Source organism: Streptomyces sp. NPDC104761 (assembly GCF_055583445.1).
Window position 1 is genome coordinate 469,535 of sequence record NZ_JBVJNZ010000004.1, and the last position, 16,065, is coordinate 485,599.

Genomic DNA, 16,065 nt, shown 5'->3' on the forward strand with positions numbered 1-16,065 from the left:
TTTTTCGGTCCCCCACAGAACCTTCACAGGGGTGGCTGGTTATGTGACCGGTGGGGAACTTAGTCTTCCCGCGTCATGGACTACTGCCACCCGTGCCGACGGCACCTCAACGGCGCCCTTGCCTGCCCGGGGTGCGGCACCGCCGCCGAGACGCTACGCGCGTCAGCGCCGCGAGCGGCCACCTCCGGACCGGTCACTCCCGGTGAAACCCCGTACACGGAGCCGGAGTTCACCGACAACGGGTACGACGTCGGCCCGGCGGGCGAGACGAAGGCCGAGACCGACGAGGCCGACGGACCGGCGTCGGGCGGCAGGGCCGAGCGGCGGCGGGCGGCGCGCGGGCGCGGCGGCCGGAGCCGGGGGCAGGCCGCCGAGAGCCTCGGCGAGGATCCCGAGGAGTGGCAGTCCGCCCCCGACGGGAGCCGTCGCGACCGCAAAGCCGCGGCGCATCGGCGCCGGCGCCGCAGGGTCCTGCTGGTGGTCGCGGCGTGCGTGCTGGCGGCCGGCGGCCTGAGTCTCGCCGAACTCGGCACGGACGCCATACCGTTCACCAGCCCCGGTCCGGCCTCGGCGGGCGGCGACACCACAGACGGCGGTACGTCGACGTCGTCCCCGACCACCACGGCCCAGCCCCTGGGCGACACCTCCGGCGCGACCGGCGCGACGGACTCCGCCTCGGCCGACCCGTCCGCCTCCCCGTCCCCGTCCTCCTCGAAGGACAAGGCGTCCGCCTCCCCTTCGGCCTCCCCGAAGGACACGGAGGAGCAGTCGGCGTCGACGGGTCCGGGCACGGTCACGTCCCCGGCGACGACCCCGACCACCACGGGCGCATCGACCCCGACGGCAGACCCGACGACCTCGCATCCATCCCCGGACCCGTCCCCGAGTCAGACGTGCAACCGGTTCTTGTGGTGGTGCACGTAGCCCCGTAAGGGGCGCGGGGCTGTGACACGTGCGGCTCCGCCGCGTGGGCGCGACCACTCCCCACCGGCCCGCACCCGACCCGTCCACCGGAGCAAACCCGGCGAACAACCGACTCAGTCCACCGGAATCACCGTCCGTCCCGGATGACTCCCGTTCTCGGCCTCGTCGAGCATCGCCGCCGCCACCGTGGCCCTCCCCACCCTCGCCGGGAAGAACCTCCTCGGCACCTCCGCCACGGTCAGCGTGCGCCGGCCCGCACTCAGCGGCGTGTCCGCCAGCGGACCCGCGTGGAACACCGTGCCGCCGGCGGCGGTCACCACCTCACACGCCGTCACCCGGTCGCTCATCTCCGACTTCATGAACGTCCGCAGCAGGTTCCGGGTGAACCCGCCGGCCGCCTGCGCGGTCGCGCCCGTGCCGAAGGCGCCGAGCCAGATCACCCGGGCGCCCGCGTCGACGGCCGCCCGCGCGCCCGCCGTCAGGACGCCCGGCCCGCTGCCGCCGCTGATGCCGAGTCCGGACAGCACGGTCGTGCTGTCCCGCAGTGCCTCGGCGACCCGCGCCGCGTCGAGCACGTCCGCGGCGATCCGGGTCAGCCGGGTCTCGTCCGGCACGGAGATCCGCCCCGGGTCGCGGGCGACCGCAACCACCGTGTGGCCGCGTTCGAGGGCCTGCCGGGTCAGCTGCAGTCCCGTGCCGCCCGACGCGCCGAGGATCGTGACGTTCACGACGCGGCGCCGTTCAGGACGGCGCGGGCGGCCTCGTGGAGCCCCGGCGCGGCGATCAGGACGTCGGCACTGCCCGGCCGCCACGGCTCACCGCGCAGGTCGGTGACGGTCCCGCCGGCCTCGGAGACCAGCAGCGCACCGGCCGCGACACCCGGCAGGTCGGGCTCGTACTGCCAGAAGACGTCGTACTGCCCGGAGGCGACGGCGAGCAGCGGGAACGTGGTCGGGATGGTGTTGCGCACCAGCAGCGACACGCCCATCAGCGCGGCCACCGCGTCGCCGAAGCGCCGGTTGGCCTCCGGGCTCCCCGGAGCCTGACTGGCCGTCACGACCGCCGCGTCCAGGCTCCGCTTCTCCGACACGCGCAGCCGCACCCCGTCGAGGAAGGCGCCCTCGCCCCGTACGGCGGTGTAGGTCAGGTCCGGCACCGGCATCCGCACGACGGTCAGCACGGGGACGTTGTCCCGGAGCAGCGTGATGTTGACCGACCACTCGGGCAGCCCGTGGACGTGGTTGACACCCCCCTCGATCCCGTCCGTCGCCCACCATTCGCCGGCGGGCAGGTCGCCGCCCTCCATCTCGTCGGTGACCCAGCCCGCCCCGGGCCGCAGTTCGCGCAGCGCGGCCTCCAGGTATGCGCTGGTGCCGCCCTCGATCTGCCGGCCGAAGGTGTACATGTCGGTCCGGCTCTTCGGGCGCGCCTCGGCCGAGTACGTCTTCAGCAGCCGCTCGCCCGCCTCACGGGCGATCTCGACGACTTTCCCCAGGAGTTCCATGGGTTTTCCTCCCCTTCGCTGGCCTTGACACCAGTGAAGAGTCCGGATGACGTTGCGTCCAGTGCAACGTTCTCAACTCTGGATTTACCGAGACGCAATCATGGCCTTGACCTGCTCACGCAGCCACCGGTGGGCGTGGTCGCCCTCGTAACGCTGGTGCCAGGCCGCGATCAGCGGTACGGGTGCCACGGTCACCGGCAGCTCCGCGAGCCGCAGCCCGTGCCGTGCGACGGCCTCCCCGCACATCCGCGCCGGCACGGTCACCAGCACGTCGTTGCTCCGCGCGAAATCGAGTGCGGCCGCGGCCGTCGGCACCGCGGCGACCGTGCGGCGCCGGAGACCGTGTTCCGCCAGGGCGTCGTCGACCGGGTCCCGCAGGCGGCCCCGCCGGGACACGAGGACATGGTCGGCCGCGGCGTACTGGGCGAGGGTCAGCGGCTCGCCCGGACGGTCCCCGGGCACGGCGACCATCAGCCGGTCCTCGCCCAGCGCCTGCGAACGGATCTCGGGTGCGACGGGCTCGTTGGCACCCACCTCGATGTCCACCTGTCCGTGCCGCAGGTCGTTCGTGTCCGTACCCGCCTCGGCAAGGAACCGCAGCCGCACACCGGGCGCCTGGTCCCGTACGGCCTTCAGGAGCCCGGGGCCGATCGCGGTGGTGACGGCGTCGTGGAACTGCAGGGTGAACGTCCGGTCCAGCGTGGCCAGATCCAGCCGCCGCTGCGGCGCCAGCAGCCCCTGCGCCTCCTGCACCAGCCGGTGCAGGTCCGCCCGCACCGCCAGCGCGTACGGCGTGGCCGTCATCGTCCGGCCGGTGCGCACCAGGATCTGATCGCCGGTCAGCCGCCTGATCCGCCCCAGACTCCGGCTGACCGCGGGCGCGGAGAGCCGCAGCCGATCCGCGGCCCCCGTGACACTCCCCTCCTCCAACAGCGCGTCGAGTACCGTCAGAAGATTGAGATCCATCTGCATCCGGCGACTCTAGGCGCGCCCGGCTCGGTGCGCCCCGTAAAGGGCGCTGGGGGTGACCCCGGCCGAAGGCTGGGGGAGGAACTGCGCGGCCGGCCCCCACCGGCCCGCGGTGAACGAACGGCCCGACCGGCGGAGCGTCACGCGTCGAGCATCCTTTGCAGCAGATCCCGCAACGACAGCCGCTCCTCGTCCGAAAGCCCCGCCAGCGGCTCCCGCGCGAAGCGCAGCCCCTCGCGCAGGTCACGGGCGACCCGGCGCCCCTCGTCCGTCGCCGCGGCCAGCTTCACCCGGCGGTCGGCCGGGTCGGGCCGCCGCTCCACGAGCCCGCGCGCCTCGAGGCGGTCCACGATCCCCGTCACGTTGGACGGTTCGCACTTCAGCTTCTGCGCCAGCTTCCGCATCGGCAGCGGCTCCAGCGAGAGCAGGCTGAGCAGCCGGGCCTGCGCCCCGGTGAGCGTGTGCTCGCCCGCCGCCTCCTCGTAGTCCGCGTAGAAACGGGCCACGACGTCCCCGATGAGCTCGACGACCTCCAGGGTCAGGGCGTCGGGGCGGCGGGTCGGCGCGGGAGTGGACCGTGTGGACGACATGCGGTCCAGGGTACCGCGTTACTTGACATCCTGAAATATTCAGGAGCATGGTTGTTTCAGGTACTGAAGTAATTTAGGAAAGGCGCATGTCATGATCAACCGCGAGTGGCACCTGCTGAGCCGTCCCGTCGGCTGGCCGAAGCCGGAGGACTTCGCCCTGGTCGAGGCGGAGGTCCCGACGCCGGGCGAGGGGCAGGTGCTCGTGCGGAACAAGTACCTCTCGGTCGACCCGTACATGCGCGGCCGGATGAGTGCCGCGAAGTCTTACGTCGCCCCGTTCGAGCTGGGCAAGGTCATGCAGGGCGGCGCGGTCGGCGAGGTCGTCGAGTCGAACGCCGAGGGCATCGCGGCCGGCGACCACGTGCTGCACTTCTTCGGCTGGCGTGAGTACGCGGTCGTGGACGCGAAGAACGCCGTCAAGGTCGACGCCGGCGCCGCCCCCCTGTCGACGTACCTCGGCGTCCTCGGTATGACCGGCCTCACCGCCTACGCGGGCCTGCTGCGCACCGCCTCCTTCAAGGAGGGCGACTCGGTCTTCGTCTCCGGCGCGGCCGGCGCGGTCGGCAGCCAGGTCGGCCAGATCGCCAAGCTCAAGGGCGCCTCACGGGTGATCGGCTCGGCCGGCTCCGACGAGAAGGTGAAGCTGCTGGTCGAGGAGTACGGCTTCGACGCGGCCTTCAACTACAAGAACGGCCCGGTCGCCGAGCAGCTGCGCGCCGCCGCGCCCGACGGCGTGGACGTCTACTTCGACAACGTCGGCGGCGACCACCTGGAGGCGGCCATCGGCCAGCTCAACCGGGACGGACGGATCGCGGTCTGCGGCATGATCTCCGTCTACAACAGCACCGAGCCGGTCCCCGGCCCGAAGAACCTGGCCCGCCTCATCCAGACCCGCGGCCGGATCGAGGGCTTCCTGGTCGGCGACCACTACGACCTGCAGCCGCAGTTCGTCGCCGAGGTCGGCCCGTGGGTGGCCTCCGGGCAGCTGAAGTATCGCGAGACGGTCGTCGAGGGCATCGAGAACAACGTGGAGGCGTTCCTCGGGGTCCTGCGCGGCGACAACACCGGAAAGATGATCGTCAAGCTGTAGGTCTGTCTGTGGTTTCCGGCATGCGGTAACTTCTTTCCGAAACCGTCGTCGATCGTGGGCGCGAGTCGCGGCGGACCGAGGAGAGAAGAAACCGCATGCCCATTCAGCAGTCCGACGTCCTCTACACCGCCGTCGCCACCGCCGAGAACGGCCGCGACGGCCGGGTCGCCACCGACGACGGCCGGCTCGACGTCGTCGTCAACCCGCCCAAGGAACTGGGCGGCAGCGGGGCCGGGACCAACCCGGAGCAGCTGTTCGCCGCCGGGTACAGCGCGTGCTTCCAGGGGGCGCTGGCGGTCGTCGCCCGGCAGGCCGGGGTCGACGTGTCCGGGTCCCGGGTGACCGCCAAGGTGGGGCTCGGGAAGAACGAGGAGGGGTTCGGGATCATCGTCGAGATCTCGGCGGAGATTCCGGGCGTCGCCAAGGAGGTTGCCCATGAGCTCGTGGAGAAGGCGCACGGGGTCTGCCCGTACTCGAAGGCGACGCGCGGGAACATCGCCGTGACGCTGGCCTGACCGTCGTCGTTGCGCTGTGTGCGGAGACCGCACCCTTGGACGTGGGGTGCGGTCTCTCGTCGTGCCGGGTGCGGATTCGATGCCGGGTGCGGGTGCGGGTGCGGGTGCGGGTGCGTTGTGGTTGCTCGCGCAGTTCCTCGCGCCCCTAAAGGGGCGCGTTCAGCGCCGCCTCGTGCACCGCCCGCGCCAGGCGGTCGTTCTCCGGGGCCGCTCCGCCCGGGAACGCGAACCGGCGACGGGTGTAGCCGTAGGCGACCCCGCTGCGCGGGTCCGCGAACGCCTGGGAGCCCGCTGCCCCGCTGTGGCCGATGGTGCCCGCGCCGAGGAACGGGTGCCAGGTGTCCGCCGTCGCCTGGAAGCCCAGGCCGTACGACCTGTGCGTCCGGGTCACCAGGTCGTAGCCGACCGAGTGGAACTGGCCGAACTCCGCCACCGTGTCCTCCTTCAGCAGCGCGGCCTTGCCGTCGACCTCGCTGAGCAGCGCCGCGTACATCCCGGCCAGGCCGCGCGCGGACGCCACCCCGCCGAAGGAGGCGGGGCCCTTGGCGCGGACCAGCCGGTCGTTCGGGAGGGCCGCCAGGTCCGTCGGCTCGGCGGTGTGCTCGTTGAAGGCGATCCCCCCGAGGGTGTGCGGGCCGGACGGGACGGAGTCGAGCAGGGCCTGCTGCTCGGGCGTGGGCCGCATCGGCAGGGTCGTGCGGAAACGCGGCTCGTGCGCGGCCGGCAGACCCAGGAAGAACCCGAGGCCGTACGGCGCCCGGACCCGCTCCTCGTAGACGTCCTGCAGGGTACGGCCGGTCGCGCGCCGTACCACCTCGCCGGTGAGCGCCCCGATGACCAGGGCGTGGTAGCCGAAGGCCGTGCCAGGGCGCCAGAACGGCCGCTGGTCGGCCAGCCGTTCGGCCATCGCGCGGTCGTCGGCCAGCTCCTTCGGGCCGAACCCGGTGTCGGTGCCCACCAGGCCCGCCCGGTGCGCCAGCAGGTCCCGCAGGGTCAGCGTGCCCTTGCCCTCCGCGCCGAACTCCGGCCAGTAGTAGGTGACTTTACGGTCCAGCTCCAGCGTGCCGTCCTGCACCAGCATCGCCACCACCAGGTGCGCCGCCCCCTTGGTGGACGAGAACACGCCGTACAGACAGTCCCCGTCGGCCCCCTCGCCCGCCCACAGGTCGACGACCCGCCTGCCGTGGACGTACGCGCACAACTGACCCTCGTAGTCGGCCGGTCCGCCGGCGACGAAGGCGGCGAACTCCTCGCGCACCGCCTCGAAGCCCTCCGCGACCGTGCCCTGGACGGTGATCTCCTGCGTCATCCGTTCTCCTCAACCGAGCCGCCGGGGCAGCTCCCACTGTGAACAACGCCCTACCCACCTGGGCGACCTACCCCTTCCTGCGATCGGTACGGCGAGATGTACCTGTTCGACTCAACCGGGGCATGCTGAGGGCGGACACACCGCGGACAGACCCCACAGCGGCGGGAGGGCCCCGGCTCATGGCGACGATTCCCTCACTTCCCGGCAGGGCGGACGTGCTGCGCATGGCCCGCAGCACCACCGACATCACCGGCCAGCTCCTGGACACCGCCCAGAACCTCACGAGGATCGCGGTCAACACCCTGGACCCGCGCGAGGGCTAGGCCCCCGAACTCCTGCGCGTCCTGCGCCGGACGACCGCGGAGCTGGCCGAGGCCAGTGCCGCACCGGGGGCGCAGGAGGCCTTCTACCGCGTCGTGGAGACCCTCACGCGGCTCGGCACCAGCGGCGCCCCGCTGGCCGTGCACCCGGTGGCGGAGCCGCTCCTGACGGCCCTCAGGGACAGTCTGCTGCCGCTGCTGGACGCGGTGGAGCCGGCCGTGGAGGAGTTCGCGGCGGCGCTCCGCGAACTGACCGAGGCGCTGCCCCCGCTGCTGCCGGCGGCCGCGGGCGGGGCGGCCGGCGTCCTGCTGGCCCTCACCCCGCTGCTGCGCACCTCGGCCGAGACCCTCCGGGACTCCGCCCCCGAACTCCACCGCATCGCCGACGCCGTCACCTCGGCCGTGGCCCCGCTGCTGCCCCTCCAGATGGCCCTCGCCGAGCGCGTGACCGCGGCGGGCGCGGGCGTGGTCCGGGCCGTGCTGCCGCCGCTGGCCGACCTGACCGAGGCGGCGGCGAAGACGGCCCGGGCGGCGGGCCCGGCCCTCATCGCCGCCGAGGAACTCGCCGTGACCGGGCTCGAACACCTCCAGCCCCTCCTGCTGGCCTCCGCGGCCGGCGCGGGCCGGGTGGCCCGGGCGACGGCGGTACGCGTGTCGGCGGCGGTCAGCCCGGCGGCGGACCGGGGGGTGGTGGTGGCGGTGACCCCCGCGTGAGCGCTCCGCCGGGTCGGCCGACGTCCGCGCCGTCGTTTCGCCTGCAACGCCGTCGGGGCTGGTCGCGCAAGTTCCTCCCCCGGCCTTCGGCCGGGGGTACCCCCAGCGCCCCTTCGGGGGCGCTGTCCGGGATGGGTCGTTGTTTGTCCGGGGCGTTCGTCGTGGCTGGTCGCGCAGTTCCTCGCGCCCCTTCGGGGCGCTGCGCCCACGGGGCGTTGTTCGGGGGCCGGTAAAGTTTTGGCCATGCGTGATCTCGGGGTGGGGTTCGGTTATCTTCTCAAGGGCCAGCGGTGGGTCGGGCGGCACGGACGGCAGTTCGGGTTCGGTCTGCTGCCCGGTCTGATCACCCTGGTTCTCTACGCGGCGGCCCTGGTCGCCCTCGCGATATGGGGAGCGGACTTCGTCGCCTGGGCCACCCCGTTCGCCGACGACTGGTCCAGCCCCTGGCTCGGCCTCTTCCGCGGCTTCCTCACCGCCGTCCTGTTCGCCCTCGGTCTCCTCGGCGCCGTGCTCACCTTCACCGCCGTGACCCTGCTGGTCGGCCAGCCGTTCTACGAGAGCCTCTCCGAGAAGGTCGACGCCGACGTCTCGCCCGACGGCACCGCGCCCGAGTCCGGGCTGCCGTTCTGGCGCGAGCTGTGGATCTCCGCCCGGGACAGCCTGCGCATCCTGGTCCGGGCCGGCCTGTGGGGCGTGCTGCTGTTCGCCCTCGGCTTTTTGCCCTTCGTCGGGCAGACCGTCGTGCCGGTCATCGGCTTCTTCGTGACCGGCTTCTTCCTCACCGAGGAACTCACCGCCGTCGCCCTCCAGCGCCGGGGCGTCGACCTGCGCGCCCGGCTCGCCCTGCTGCGGTCCCGGAAGACCCTGGTGTGGGGCTTCGGCACCCCGCTGGGTCTCGCCTTCCTGGTCCCGTTCGTCGCGGTGTTCCTGATGCCGGGCGCGGTCGCCGGTGCCACCCTCCTCGCCCGCGACCTGCTGGGCGAGGAGACGGCCGAGGAGGACGAGCGGACCGGCGAACCCGTCAGTCCCTGAACGAGGCGTCCGCCGCCACGGTCACGATCGCCCGTACCTGGTCGATGATGTCCACCCGGTTGCGCACGAACTCCGGGTCCGTCACCTGCGTCGTGTTCCCGGCACCGAACTGCAGCACCGGCGTGTGCACATGCCCGCCGGGCAGCGTGCCGTGCAGCCCGAGCCGGTCGCGCAGCAGCGTGGCCCGGTAGGCGATCTCGTTGGACAGGTAGTCCCCGCCGCCCCCGGCCCGCGCGGTGGACCCGGCGGTGGGCCCGTCCGCCCGTACGACGGGATCGGTCGCGCCCGCGGGTATCTCGGTCACCTCGGTGTGGTCGTACACCGGGAACCGGCCCGTGTCCGCCGCCGTGATCGCCGCGTACGGGAGCGTGGTGGTCGTCCACTGCGGCTGCGAGGCCGGGTCGGCGACCGGGACGGTCCCGGTCCGGCTCACGTTCTCGTTGTCCGGGAACCCGCCCCGCCAGGCGCCGTTCGTCCGCTCCACGTCGAACCGCCCGACCCGCCCCTGGCTCACGGTCGTGAACAGGTCCACCTCCGGCAGGTACGGCCGCAGCGTCCGCTCCACGGTCCCGGCCGCGAAGTCGTCCCACCGCACCGGGAACACCGCCGTCTCCACCCGCGCGGGCCCCTCGCCGGTCTCGATCACGGTCCCGTCGAGGGCCAGCGCGCTCGCCCCGGACGGGTTGGAGATCCTGATGTCCCGGTCCAGCGTGAACGGGTCGAACCCGGTGACGAGGATCCGCCGGAGGCCCTTGCCGGGGTACCGGATGTCCGTCTGCCCACGCGAGGTCCGCTCCAGCAGGTCCAGCAGCGCGGCCCGCTGCCGCTCGCCGAGCGCGAACCCCGGCGCCCAGGTGCGCACCTGGCGCGTCATCCCGAGCCGCGCCCAGTACAGCGGCCGGTCGTCGTCGCGGCTAAGGCCCACCCGTCGCCCACCACCACCCTTATGAGGAAGCGCTTCGCGCCTTGCTGATTCGGCGGGCCCGCGGCCCTGCGCGCGGTCCACGGCCCGCCGCCACAGCGCCGCCCCCTGCCGTGCCACGGCCCGCCGGGCCTGCGCGTAGGAGTGCGTGTGCTCCAGCGCACGGGCGAACCCGGGGGCCACGGTGTCGAACCCGGACCTGCGGAGTATCTCCTGCGGCACGGGCTGGTCGAGCCGCTGTTCCTCGACGGTGGGGGAGGGCGTGGTGGTGGCGTGCGCGGCGGTGGGGACGAGCGCTCCGGCCAGCAGCACGATGCCGAGGACGCCGATCCGAACACGTGGGGAAGTCAAAGGGGTTGGCCTTCCGTCGCAGTGGGGTGCGTGGTGCCGGTCGGGCGCAGTATCGCGGGTGGGCCGCGATGTGGTCTACACCATGAGCCCCCGACGAGCCCGCGGGCGTTTGTGAAGGGTTCGTACGAGATCGCTGCGACGCGCCCGATGACCGGCCGACTTCTCACAGCCGCGGCTAAGGTCGGAGCCGGGACGAGTCCCCCTTGAGCAGCCCCGGTCCGGGACCTGACCCCTGGACCGGGGCTTGCGCGCTCCGGAGCTCAGTCCCGGACGCCGAAGCCGTACACCGTCTCCGAGCGGTAGGTCCGGCCCGGGTCCAGCCGGGTGCTCGGGAAGTCGGGGCGGTTGGGGGAGTCCGGGAAGTGCTGGGTCTCCAGGGCGACACCGTCGCCGGGGGCGAAGGGGCCGGTCAGGTGCTCGGCCGTGTAGAGCTGGATGCCCGGCTCGGTGGTGGCCACGGTGAGGGTGCGGCCGGACGCCGGGTCGTACAGCTCGGCGATCTCCACCGGAGTCCGGGTCACCCCCTTGTCGAGGACGAGGTTGTGGTCGTAGCCGGAGCCGACCTTGCGGGCCGTACGGAAGTCGAACCGGGTGCCGGAGACGTCGGCCTGCTCCCCGGTCGGGATCAGGTCCCCGTCCACGGGGGTGTAGCGCGAGGCCGCGATCCGCAGCTCGTGGCCACCCGCGTGCCCGGAGCCGGCCAGGTTGAAGTAGCTGTGGTTGGTGAGGTTCACGACGGTCGGCGCGTCGGTGACCGCCTCGTAGGAGATGTGCAGCGCCCCCGACTCGTCCAGCGTGTACGTCGCGGTGACCGTCAGCCGCCCCGGGAACCCCTCCTCCCCGTGCGGGCTCACCCGGGTCAGCCGCACCCCGTGCTCGACGGCGGTCGCCTCCCACACCCGCTTGTCGAAACCGCGGGCGCCGCCGTGCAGGGAGTTGGGCGCGTTGTTCGGCTCCAGGGCGTAGGTCACGCCGTCCAGCGGGAAGCGGGCGTGCGCGATCCGGTTGGCGTACCGGCCGACCAGGGCACCGAAGTAGGGCCCCGGGTTCTCCAGGTAGCCGTCCAGGCCGGTGAACCCCAGCACCACGTCCGCGGTCCGCCCGTCCCGGTCCGGCACCTCGGCAGACTGCACGATCCCGCCGTACGACAGCACCCGCACCCGGGTCCCCGCGCGCTCCAGTGTCCAGCGGTGCACCTTGGTGCCGTCGGAAAGTGTGCCGAAAAGTTCGCTCATGGGGAAACCCTAAGCCAAGGGTCTAGTCCACCGGATCCTTGGCGGTGATGGCCCGGTAGGCGATCGCGGCCAGCTTCGACTGGCCGTCGGTGCTCGGATGGAACCAGTCCCAGTGACTGAGCTGACCGGTCCCGAACCGGTACGCGTACACCGCCCCGCCGTCGAACCGGCACCGCCGGTCCTTGGCGCAGACCTCCCGCAGCACCTTGTTGTAGTCCTCGACCCGCTGCTGCACCTTGTCCCGGCGCAGGGTCGCCGCGCTGGTCAGGTTGTCCGCGTCGGAGAGCATGGACGGGCAGATGCCCAGCTTCCACACCTGCTTGCCCAGCGGGTTGGTCCGCCCCTCGGACCACAGCCGCTTCAGGTTCGGCACGCTCGCCACGTACACCTGCGTCCTCGGCAGCGTCCTGCGCAGGGTGGCCATCGCGTCCTCGAACTCGCTGCGGAAGTCGGCCACCGAGGTCATCGCCCGCACCGACGTGCGGCACGCGTCGTTCGCCCCCACCATCACCGTCACCAACTGGGGCCTGCGCACCGCCGCGTCGGCCATCTGCCCCGGAAGGTCGGCCATCCGGGCGCCGGTCTCCGCGTAGTTCCAGCTGTGGTCGGCCGCCTGCGCCCGCCCCAGCAGCCGTACCGCGAGGCTGTCCACCTGCTCGCTGGTACCGGTCGCCCAGGACACCTCGGGGCAGTCCGAGAGGACCGTGCAGGCGTCGAAGCCGCGGGTGATGGAGTCGCCGACGGCCGCGATCGAGGCCGGGCTGCGGTCCCACACCTGCACGGCCCGGGAGGCCCGCGTCCTCTCGCTCTTCGTCGCGGCGGAGGAACCGCCCAGCACACCGCACCCGGCCACCCCCAGCACGGCGGTGACGGCGACGGCGCCTGCCAGGGCACGCGAACGCCGACGTCGTCGCTGCTTGCGCATACCCCTTCGGTCCTCTCCGTCCGCCCGATCGTCCCCGTCCATAACAACGCACGGGAGTTCCCGCCCCGCGCCCTGCAACGGACCACCCCCGTACAAGCGTCCCCCTGGGTGAATGGCGGGGGTTTCCTGGCTGTGGGACCGACGGTACGTCACACTCCTTGCGCCACCGCACGGTAGCCTCGCCATCAACGCGGCGGTCGTGTCACTGCCGCCGGCCAGCCAGCAAGATGTCCCGCTCAGCCCGGAGGTTCCGGTGACGACACGTGGAGTTCTGTACGTGCACTCCGCGCCCCGCGCGCTGTGCCCGCACGTCGAGTGGGCCGTCGCCGGGGTGCTCGGCACGCGCGTCAACCTCGACTGGATCCGCCAGCCGGCCGCACCCGGCACCTGGCGCTCCGAGTTCTCCTGGCAGGGCGAGGTCGGCACGGCCTCCAAACTGGCGTCCGCGCTGCGCGGCTGGCACCTGCTCCGCTTCGAGGTCACGGCCGAGCCCTGCGCGAAGGCCGAGGGCGAGCGCTACAGCTGCACCCCCGACCTCGGCATCTTCCACGCGGTCACCGGAATCCACGGCGACATCCTCATCCCCGAGGACCGCCTGCGGGCCGCCCTGACCCGCTCACAGCGCGGTGAGACGGCCCTGGAGGCCGAGATCGCCAAACTCCTCGGCAAGCCCTGGGACGACGAACTGGAGCCGTTCCGCTACGCGGGCGAGGGCGCGCCGGTCCGCTGGCTCCACCAGGTGGTCTGAGCCGCCGTGTCATCTGCGGCGCCGTCGTGGCTGGTCGCGCAGTTCCCCGCGCCCCTAAAAGACCAGGGGCGAGCGCCCCTTTAGGAGCGCGGGGAACTGCGCGACCAGCCCCCACCGGGCGGTCAGCCGACAACGAAACGCACTGTGGCCCGGACTCCGTCCAACGGAGTCCGGGCCACAAGGCTCAGCGCAGCGTCTCTCACACGGTCCTGAACGCCAGTACGACGTTGTGGCCGCCGAAGCCGAAGGAGTCGTTCAGCGCGGCGATCCTGCCCTCGGGCAGCTGCCGCGCCTCGCCCCGCACCACGTCCGCGTTGACCTCGGGGTCGAGGTCGTCGAGGTTGATGGTCGGCGGAGCCGTCCGGTTCACCAGCGCCAGGATCGACGCGACGGTCTCGATACCGCCGGCACCACCCAGCAGGTGACCGGTCATCGACTTGGTCGCGGAGATCGCCATGTGGTCGACGTCGTCGCCGAACACCTTCCGCAGCGCCTTGATCTCGGCCACGTCACCCTGCGGCGTCGACGTCGCGTGCGCGTTGACGTGCACGATCTCGGCCGGCTTCAGATCCGTGTTGTCGAGCAGGTTCTGCAGCGCGTGCGCGATCCCGTTGCCCGACGGCTCCGGCTGCGTGATGTGGTGCGCGTCGGCCGAGATGCCCTGGCCGACCGCCTCCGCGTAGATCCGCGCCCCGCGCGCCTTCGCGTGTTCCTCGGACTCCAGGACGATCACGCCCGCGCCCTCGCCGAGGACGAAGCCGTCACGGCCGGAGTCGTAGGGACGCGACGCACCCTCGGGGTCGTCGTTGTTCTTGGACATCGCCATCATGTTGCCGAACGCGACGATGGGCAGCGGGTGGATCGCCGCCTCGGTGCCGCCGGCCACGACGACGTCCGCACGGCCGGTGCGGATCATCTCGATGGCGTACCCGATGGCCTCGGCGCCGGAGGCGCAGGCCGACACGGGCGTGTGCACACCGGCCCGCGCACCCAGCTCGATACCGACGTTGGCGGCCGGCGAGTTGGGCATCAGCATCGGCACGGTGTGCGGGGAGACACGGCGTACGCCCTTCTCCTTGAGCACGTCGTACTGGTCGAGCAGGGTCGTGACACCGCCGATGCCGGAGGCGATGACGGCGCCGACCCGGTCGGGGTTGGCGGACGCGTCCTCACCGGCCTTGGCGGTGAAACCGGCGTCCTTCCAGGCCTCCTTGGCGGCGATCAGCGCGAACTGCGCGGACCGGTCCAGCTTGCGGGCCTGCGGGCGGGGGATGATCTCGCCCGGTTCGACGGCGATCTGCGCCGCGATACGGACGGGCAGCTCGGCCGCCCAGTCCTGCTCCAGGAGGCTGACGCCGGACTTGCCGGCGACCAGGGCCTCCCAGAACGAAGCTGCGTCGCCACCCAGCGGTGTGGTTGCGCCGATACCGGTGACGACCACGGTGCGATTGGTCGGGCTCACGGGAATTCTTTCTCCAACGGATACGGGATTCGACGGCGCCACCGCCGGGTGGCGGGGCATTGCAGCCGGAGGCTAGTTAACTGCCTCAGGCCTGGTGCTTGAGGATGTAGTCGGTCGCGTCGCCGACGGTCTTGAGGTTCTTGACGTCCTCGTCCGGGATCTTGACGTCGAAGCGCTCCTCGGCGGCGACGACGACCTCGACCATGGACAGCGAGTCGACGTCCAGGTCGTCGGTGAAGGACTTGTCCAGCTGGACGTCCTCAACCGGGATGCCGGCGATCTCGTTCACGATCTCGGCGAGACCTTCGACGATCTCTTCCTGAGTGGCGGCCATGTCAGGCGCTCCTTCTTAGATGTTCCAGACGGTTGCTGCGGTACTGCGGACGGCGACCCGTTCCGGATGCATGATCCGGCACGGAGTGCCTAGGGGAGGGTAACGACAGTGGCGGCGTAGACGAGACCCGCCCCGAACCCGATGACGAGTGCGGTGTCGCCGCTCTTCGCCTCACCGGTCGCCAGGAGCCGCTCCATCGCGAGCGGGATCGAGGCGGCCGAGGTGTTGCCGGTGGTGCGGATGTCACGGGCGACCGTGACGTGCTCCGGCAGCTTGAGAGTCTTCACCATCGAGTCGATGATCCGCACATTGGCCTGGTGCGGGATGAAGACGTCCAGGTCGTCCGCGCTGATCCCGGCCGCGTCCAGCGCCTGCTGAGCGACCTTCGCCATCTCGAACACGGCCCAGCGGAACACCGCCTGGCCCTCCTGCGTGATCGCCGGGAACTTGATGTTGCCCTGGCTGTCGACCGGCAGCCCGGACCTGTCACCGAAGTGGAAACGGTCCCAGGGGATGGTCTGCTTGATGGTCTCCGACTTGTCGCCCTCGGAGCCCCACACCGTCGGGCCGATCGCCGGCTCCTGCGAGGGACCCACCACGACCGCGCCCGCGCCGTCGCCGAACAGGAAGGCGGTGGCCCGGTCCTCCAGGTCGGTGAGGTCGCTGAGCCGCTCCACGCCGATGACTAGCACGTACTCGGCGGAACCCTCCACCACCATGCCCTTGGCGAGCGTGAGGCCGTAGCCGAAGCCCGCGCAGCCCGCCGAGATGTCGAAGGCGGCGGCCTTGTTCGTGCCCAGCCGGTCGGCGATCTCGGTCGCGACGGCCGGGGTCTGGCTGAAGTGCGAGACGGTCGAGACGACCACGGCGCCGATCTGCTCGGCGTCGATGCCCGCGTCCGCGATCGCCTTGCCGGAGGCCTCGATCGACATCGCGGCGACCGTCTCCTCGGGGCCCGCCCAGTGGCGGGTCTCGATGCCGGAGCGCGACCGGATCCACTCGTCGGAGGAGTCGATCGTCTCCAGGATCACCTCGTTGGGCACCACACGGGTCGGGCGGTAGCCGCCGACACCGAGGATGCGCGCGTACGGAGCACCCTTGCTGGGCTTGATCTTCGACAT

18 protein-coding genes are annotated in these 16,065 nt (G+C 72.0%); 7 read left to right on the top strand and 11 right to left on the bottom strand.

Going from position 1 to position 16,065, the window contains the following annotated elements; translation table 11 throughout:
• Positions 1-75: 75 nt before the first annotated feature.
• Positions 76-924, top strand: a complete 849-nt coding sequence (locus ACZ63F_RS14945) for an SCO2400 family protein (RefSeq protein ID WP_469711190.1) — start codon at positions 76-78, stop codon at positions 922-924.
• 113 nt (positions 925-1,037) lie between these two features.
• On the opposite strand, the gene ACZ63F_RS14950 is transcribed toward ACZ63F_RS14945, so the two are convergent.
• From ACZ63F_RS14950 to ACZ63F_RS14965, 4 genes are all read right to left on the bottom strand, one after another.
• Positions 1,038-1,652, bottom strand: coding sequence for an NAD(P)-dependent oxidoreductase (locus ACZ63F_RS14950; RefSeq protein ID WP_469711192.1), 615 nt, complete (start codon positions 1,650-1,652; stop codon positions 1,038-1,040).
• Positions 1,649-2,428, bottom strand: coding sequence for an inositol monophosphatase family protein (locus ACZ63F_RS14955; RefSeq protein ID WP_469711193.1), 780 nt, complete (start codon positions 2,426-2,428; stop codon positions 1,649-1,651). The genes ACZ63F_RS14950 and ACZ63F_RS14955 overlap by 4 nt, the downstream gene beginning before the upstream one ends.
• A gap of 84 nt (positions 2,429-2,512) precedes the next feature.
• On the bottom strand, positions 2,513-3,400 hold the full coding sequence (locus tag ACZ63F_RS14960; RefSeq protein ID WP_469711196.1) for a LysR family transcriptional regulator: 888 nt from the start codon (positions 3,398-3,400) through the stop codon (positions 2,513-2,515).
• Between the two features lie 137 nt (positions 3,401-3,537).
• Positions 3,538-3,987, bottom strand: a complete 450-nt coding sequence (locus ACZ63F_RS14965) for a MarR family winged helix-turn-helix transcriptional regulator (RefSeq protein WP_469711198.1) — start codon at positions 3,985-3,987, stop codon at positions 3,538-3,540.
• Positions 3,988-4,078: 91 nt separating this feature from the next.
• On the opposite strand from ACZ63F_RS14965, the gene ACZ63F_RS14970 reads away from it, so the two are divergent.
• Together ACZ63F_RS14970 and ACZ63F_RS14975 are read left to right on the top strand one after the other, a co-directional pair.
• On the top strand, positions 4,079-5,077 hold the full coding sequence (locus ACZ63F_RS14970; protein ID WP_388596802.1) for an NADP-dependent oxidoreductase: 999 nt from the start codon (positions 4,079-4,081) through the stop codon (positions 5,075-5,077).
• Between the two features lie 95 nt (positions 5,078-5,172).
• Positions 5,173-5,592 carry an organic hydroperoxide resistance protein gene (locus ACZ63F_RS14975; protein ID WP_469711201.1) on the top strand — a complete coding sequence of 140 codons (420 nt, stop codon included), beginning with the start codon at positions 5,173-5,175 and terminating at the stop codon, positions 5,590-5,592.
• Positions 5,593-5,737: 145 nt separating this feature from the next.
• On the opposite strand, the gene ACZ63F_RS14980 is transcribed toward ACZ63F_RS14975, so the two are convergent.
• The gene (locus ACZ63F_RS14980; protein ID WP_469711204.1) at positions 5,738-6,901 is read right to left on the bottom strand and encodes a serine hydrolase domain-containing protein; all 1,164 of its coding nucleotides are present in this window, start codon (positions 6,899-6,901) and stop codon (positions 5,738-5,740) included.
• Between the two features lie 179 nt (positions 6,902-7,080).
• On the opposite strand from ACZ63F_RS14980, the gene ACZ63F_RS14985 reads away from it, so the two are divergent.
• The 3 genes from ACZ63F_RS14985 to ACZ63F_RS14995 all read left to right on the top strand — a co-directional run bounded on the left by ACZ63F_RS14985 (position 7,081) and on the right by ACZ63F_RS14995 (position 8,967).
• Complete coding sequence (locus ACZ63F_RS14985) at positions 7,081-7,224, top strand: hypothetical protein (RefSeq protein ID WP_469711207.1); 144 nt, start codon at positions 7,081-7,083, stop codon at positions 7,222-7,224.
• Positions 7,225-7,317: 93 nt separating this feature from the next.
• The gene (locus tag ACZ63F_RS14990; protein WP_469711209.1) at positions 7,318-7,935 is read left to right on the top strand and encodes a hypothetical protein; all 618 of its coding nucleotides are present in this window, start codon (positions 7,318-7,320) and stop codon (positions 7,933-7,935) included.
• A gap of 243 nt (positions 7,936-8,178) precedes the next feature.
• The gene (locus tag ACZ63F_RS14995) at positions 8,179-8,967 is read left to right on the top strand and encodes an EI24 domain-containing protein (protein WP_469711211.1); all 789 of its coding nucleotides are present in this window, start codon (positions 8,179-8,181) and stop codon (positions 8,965-8,967) included.
• Here the strand turns inward: ACZ63F_RS14995 and ACZ63F_RS15000 are convergent.
• The 3 genes from ACZ63F_RS15000 to ACZ63F_RS15010 form a co-directional block, all read right to left on the bottom strand.
• Positions 8,957-10,240, bottom strand: a complete 1,284-nt coding sequence (locus ACZ63F_RS15000; protein ID WP_469711213.1) for a pyroglutamyl-peptidase I — start codon at positions 10,238-10,240, stop codon at positions 8,957-8,959. The two genes, ACZ63F_RS14995 and ACZ63F_RS15000, sit on opposite strands and share 11 nt — an antisense overlap.
• A gap of 260 nt (positions 10,241-10,500) precedes the next feature.
• Positions 10,501-11,475 carry an aldose epimerase family protein gene (locus ACZ63F_RS15005; protein WP_469711215.1) on the bottom strand — a complete coding sequence of 325 codons (975 nt, stop codon included), beginning with the start codon at positions 11,473-11,475 and terminating at the stop codon, positions 10,501-10,503.
• Positions 11,476-11,497: 22 nt separating this feature from the next.
• Positions 11,498-12,400: an SGNH/GDSL hydrolase family protein gene (locus ACZ63F_RS15010; protein ID WP_469711217.1), complete on the bottom strand. Its 903-nt coding sequence runs from the start codon at positions 12,398-12,400 to the stop codon at positions 11,498-11,500.
• A 253-nt stretch (positions 12,401-12,653) separates the two neighbouring features.
• On the opposite strand from ACZ63F_RS15010, the gene ACZ63F_RS15015 reads away from it, so the two are divergent.
• A complete protein-coding gene (locus tag ACZ63F_RS15015) occupies positions 12,654-13,148 on the top strand; it encodes a DUF3145 domain-containing protein (RefSeq protein WP_093503479.1) in 495 nt (164 codons plus the stop codon).
• A 199-nt stretch (positions 13,149-13,347) separates the two neighbouring features.
• Here the strand turns inward: ACZ63F_RS15015 and fabF are convergent, their stop codons facing one another.
• From fabF to ACZ63F_RS15030, 3 genes are all read right to left on the bottom strand, one after another.
• Positions 13,348-14,610 (bottom strand): beta-ketoacyl-ACP synthase II, encoded by a 1,263-nt coding sequence (fabF, locus tag ACZ63F_RS15020; RefSeq protein WP_469711221.1) that lies wholly within the window; start codon positions 14,608-14,610, stop codon positions 13,348-13,350.
• 85 nt (positions 14,611-14,695) lie between these two features.
• Positions 14,696-14,944: an acyl carrier protein gene (locus ACZ63F_RS15025; protein ID WP_046425089.1), complete on the bottom strand. Its 249-nt coding sequence runs from the start codon at positions 14,942-14,944 to the stop codon at positions 14,696-14,698.
• A gap of 89 nt (positions 14,945-15,033) precedes the next feature.
• Positions 15,034-16,065: a beta-ketoacyl-ACP synthase 3 gene (locus ACZ63F_RS15030; protein WP_469711223.1), complete on the bottom strand. Its 1,032-nt coding sequence runs from the start codon at positions 16,063-16,065 to the stop codon at positions 15,034-15,036.

What these genes read in the sequence shown, in the direction of transcription:
- ACZ63F_RS15030 (WP_469711223.1), bottom strand. Translation starts at nt 16,065, where the DNA reads ATGTCGAAGATCAAGCCCAGCAAGGGTGCTCCGTACGCGCGCATCCTC.
- ACZ63F_RS15010 (WP_469711217.1), bottom strand. Translation starts at nt 12,400, where the DNA reads ATGCGCAAGCAGCGACGACGTCGGCGTTCGCGTGCCCTGGCAGGCGCC.
- ACZ63F_RS15005 (WP_469711215.1), bottom strand. Translation starts at nt 11,475, where the DNA reads ATGAGCGAACTTTTCGGCACACTTTCCGACGGCACCAAGGTGCACCGC.
- ACZ63F_RS14985 (WP_469711207.1), top strand. Translation starts at nt 7,081, where the DNA reads ATGGCGACGATTCCCTCACTTCCCGGCAGGGCGGACGTGCTGCGCATG.
- ACZ63F_RS14955 (WP_469711193.1), bottom strand. Translation starts at nt 2,428, where the DNA reads ATGGAACTCCTGGGGAAAGTCGTCGAGATCGCCCGTGAGGCGGGCGAG.
- ACZ63F_RS14965 (WP_469711198.1), bottom strand. Translation starts at nt 3,987, where the DNA reads ATGTCGTCCACACGGTCCACTCCCGCGCCGACCCGCCGCCCCGACGCC.
- ACZ63F_RS15025 (WP_046425089.1), bottom strand. Translation starts at nt 14,944, where the DNA reads ATGGCCGCCACTCAGGAAGAGATCGTCGAAGGTCTCGCCGAGATCGTG.
- ACZ63F_RS14995 (WP_469711211.1), top strand. Translation starts at nt 8,179, where the DNA reads ATGCGTGATCTCGGGGTGGGGTTCGGTTATCTTCTCAAGGGCCAGCGG.
- ACZ63F_RS14980 (WP_469711204.1), bottom strand. Translation starts at nt 6,901, where the DNA reads ATGACGCAGGAGATCACCGTCCAGGGCACGGTCGCGGAGGGCTTCGAG.
- ACZ63F_RS14975 (WP_469711201.1), top strand. Translation starts at nt 5,173, where the DNA reads ATGCCCATTCAGCAGTCCGACGTCCTCTACACCGCCGTCGCCACCGCC.
- ACZ63F_RS14960 (WP_469711196.1), bottom strand. Translation starts at nt 3,400, where the DNA reads ATGCAGATGGATCTCAATCTTCTGACGGTACTCGACGCGCTGTTGGAG.
- ACZ63F_RS14970 (WP_388596802.1), top strand. Translation starts at nt 4,079, where the DNA reads ATGATCAACCGCGAGTGGCACCTGCTGAGCCGTCCCGTCGGCTGGCCG.
- ACZ63F_RS14945 (WP_469711190.1), top strand. Translation starts at nt 76, where the DNA reads ATGGACTACTGCCACCCGTGCCGACGGCACCTCAACGGCGCCCTTGCC.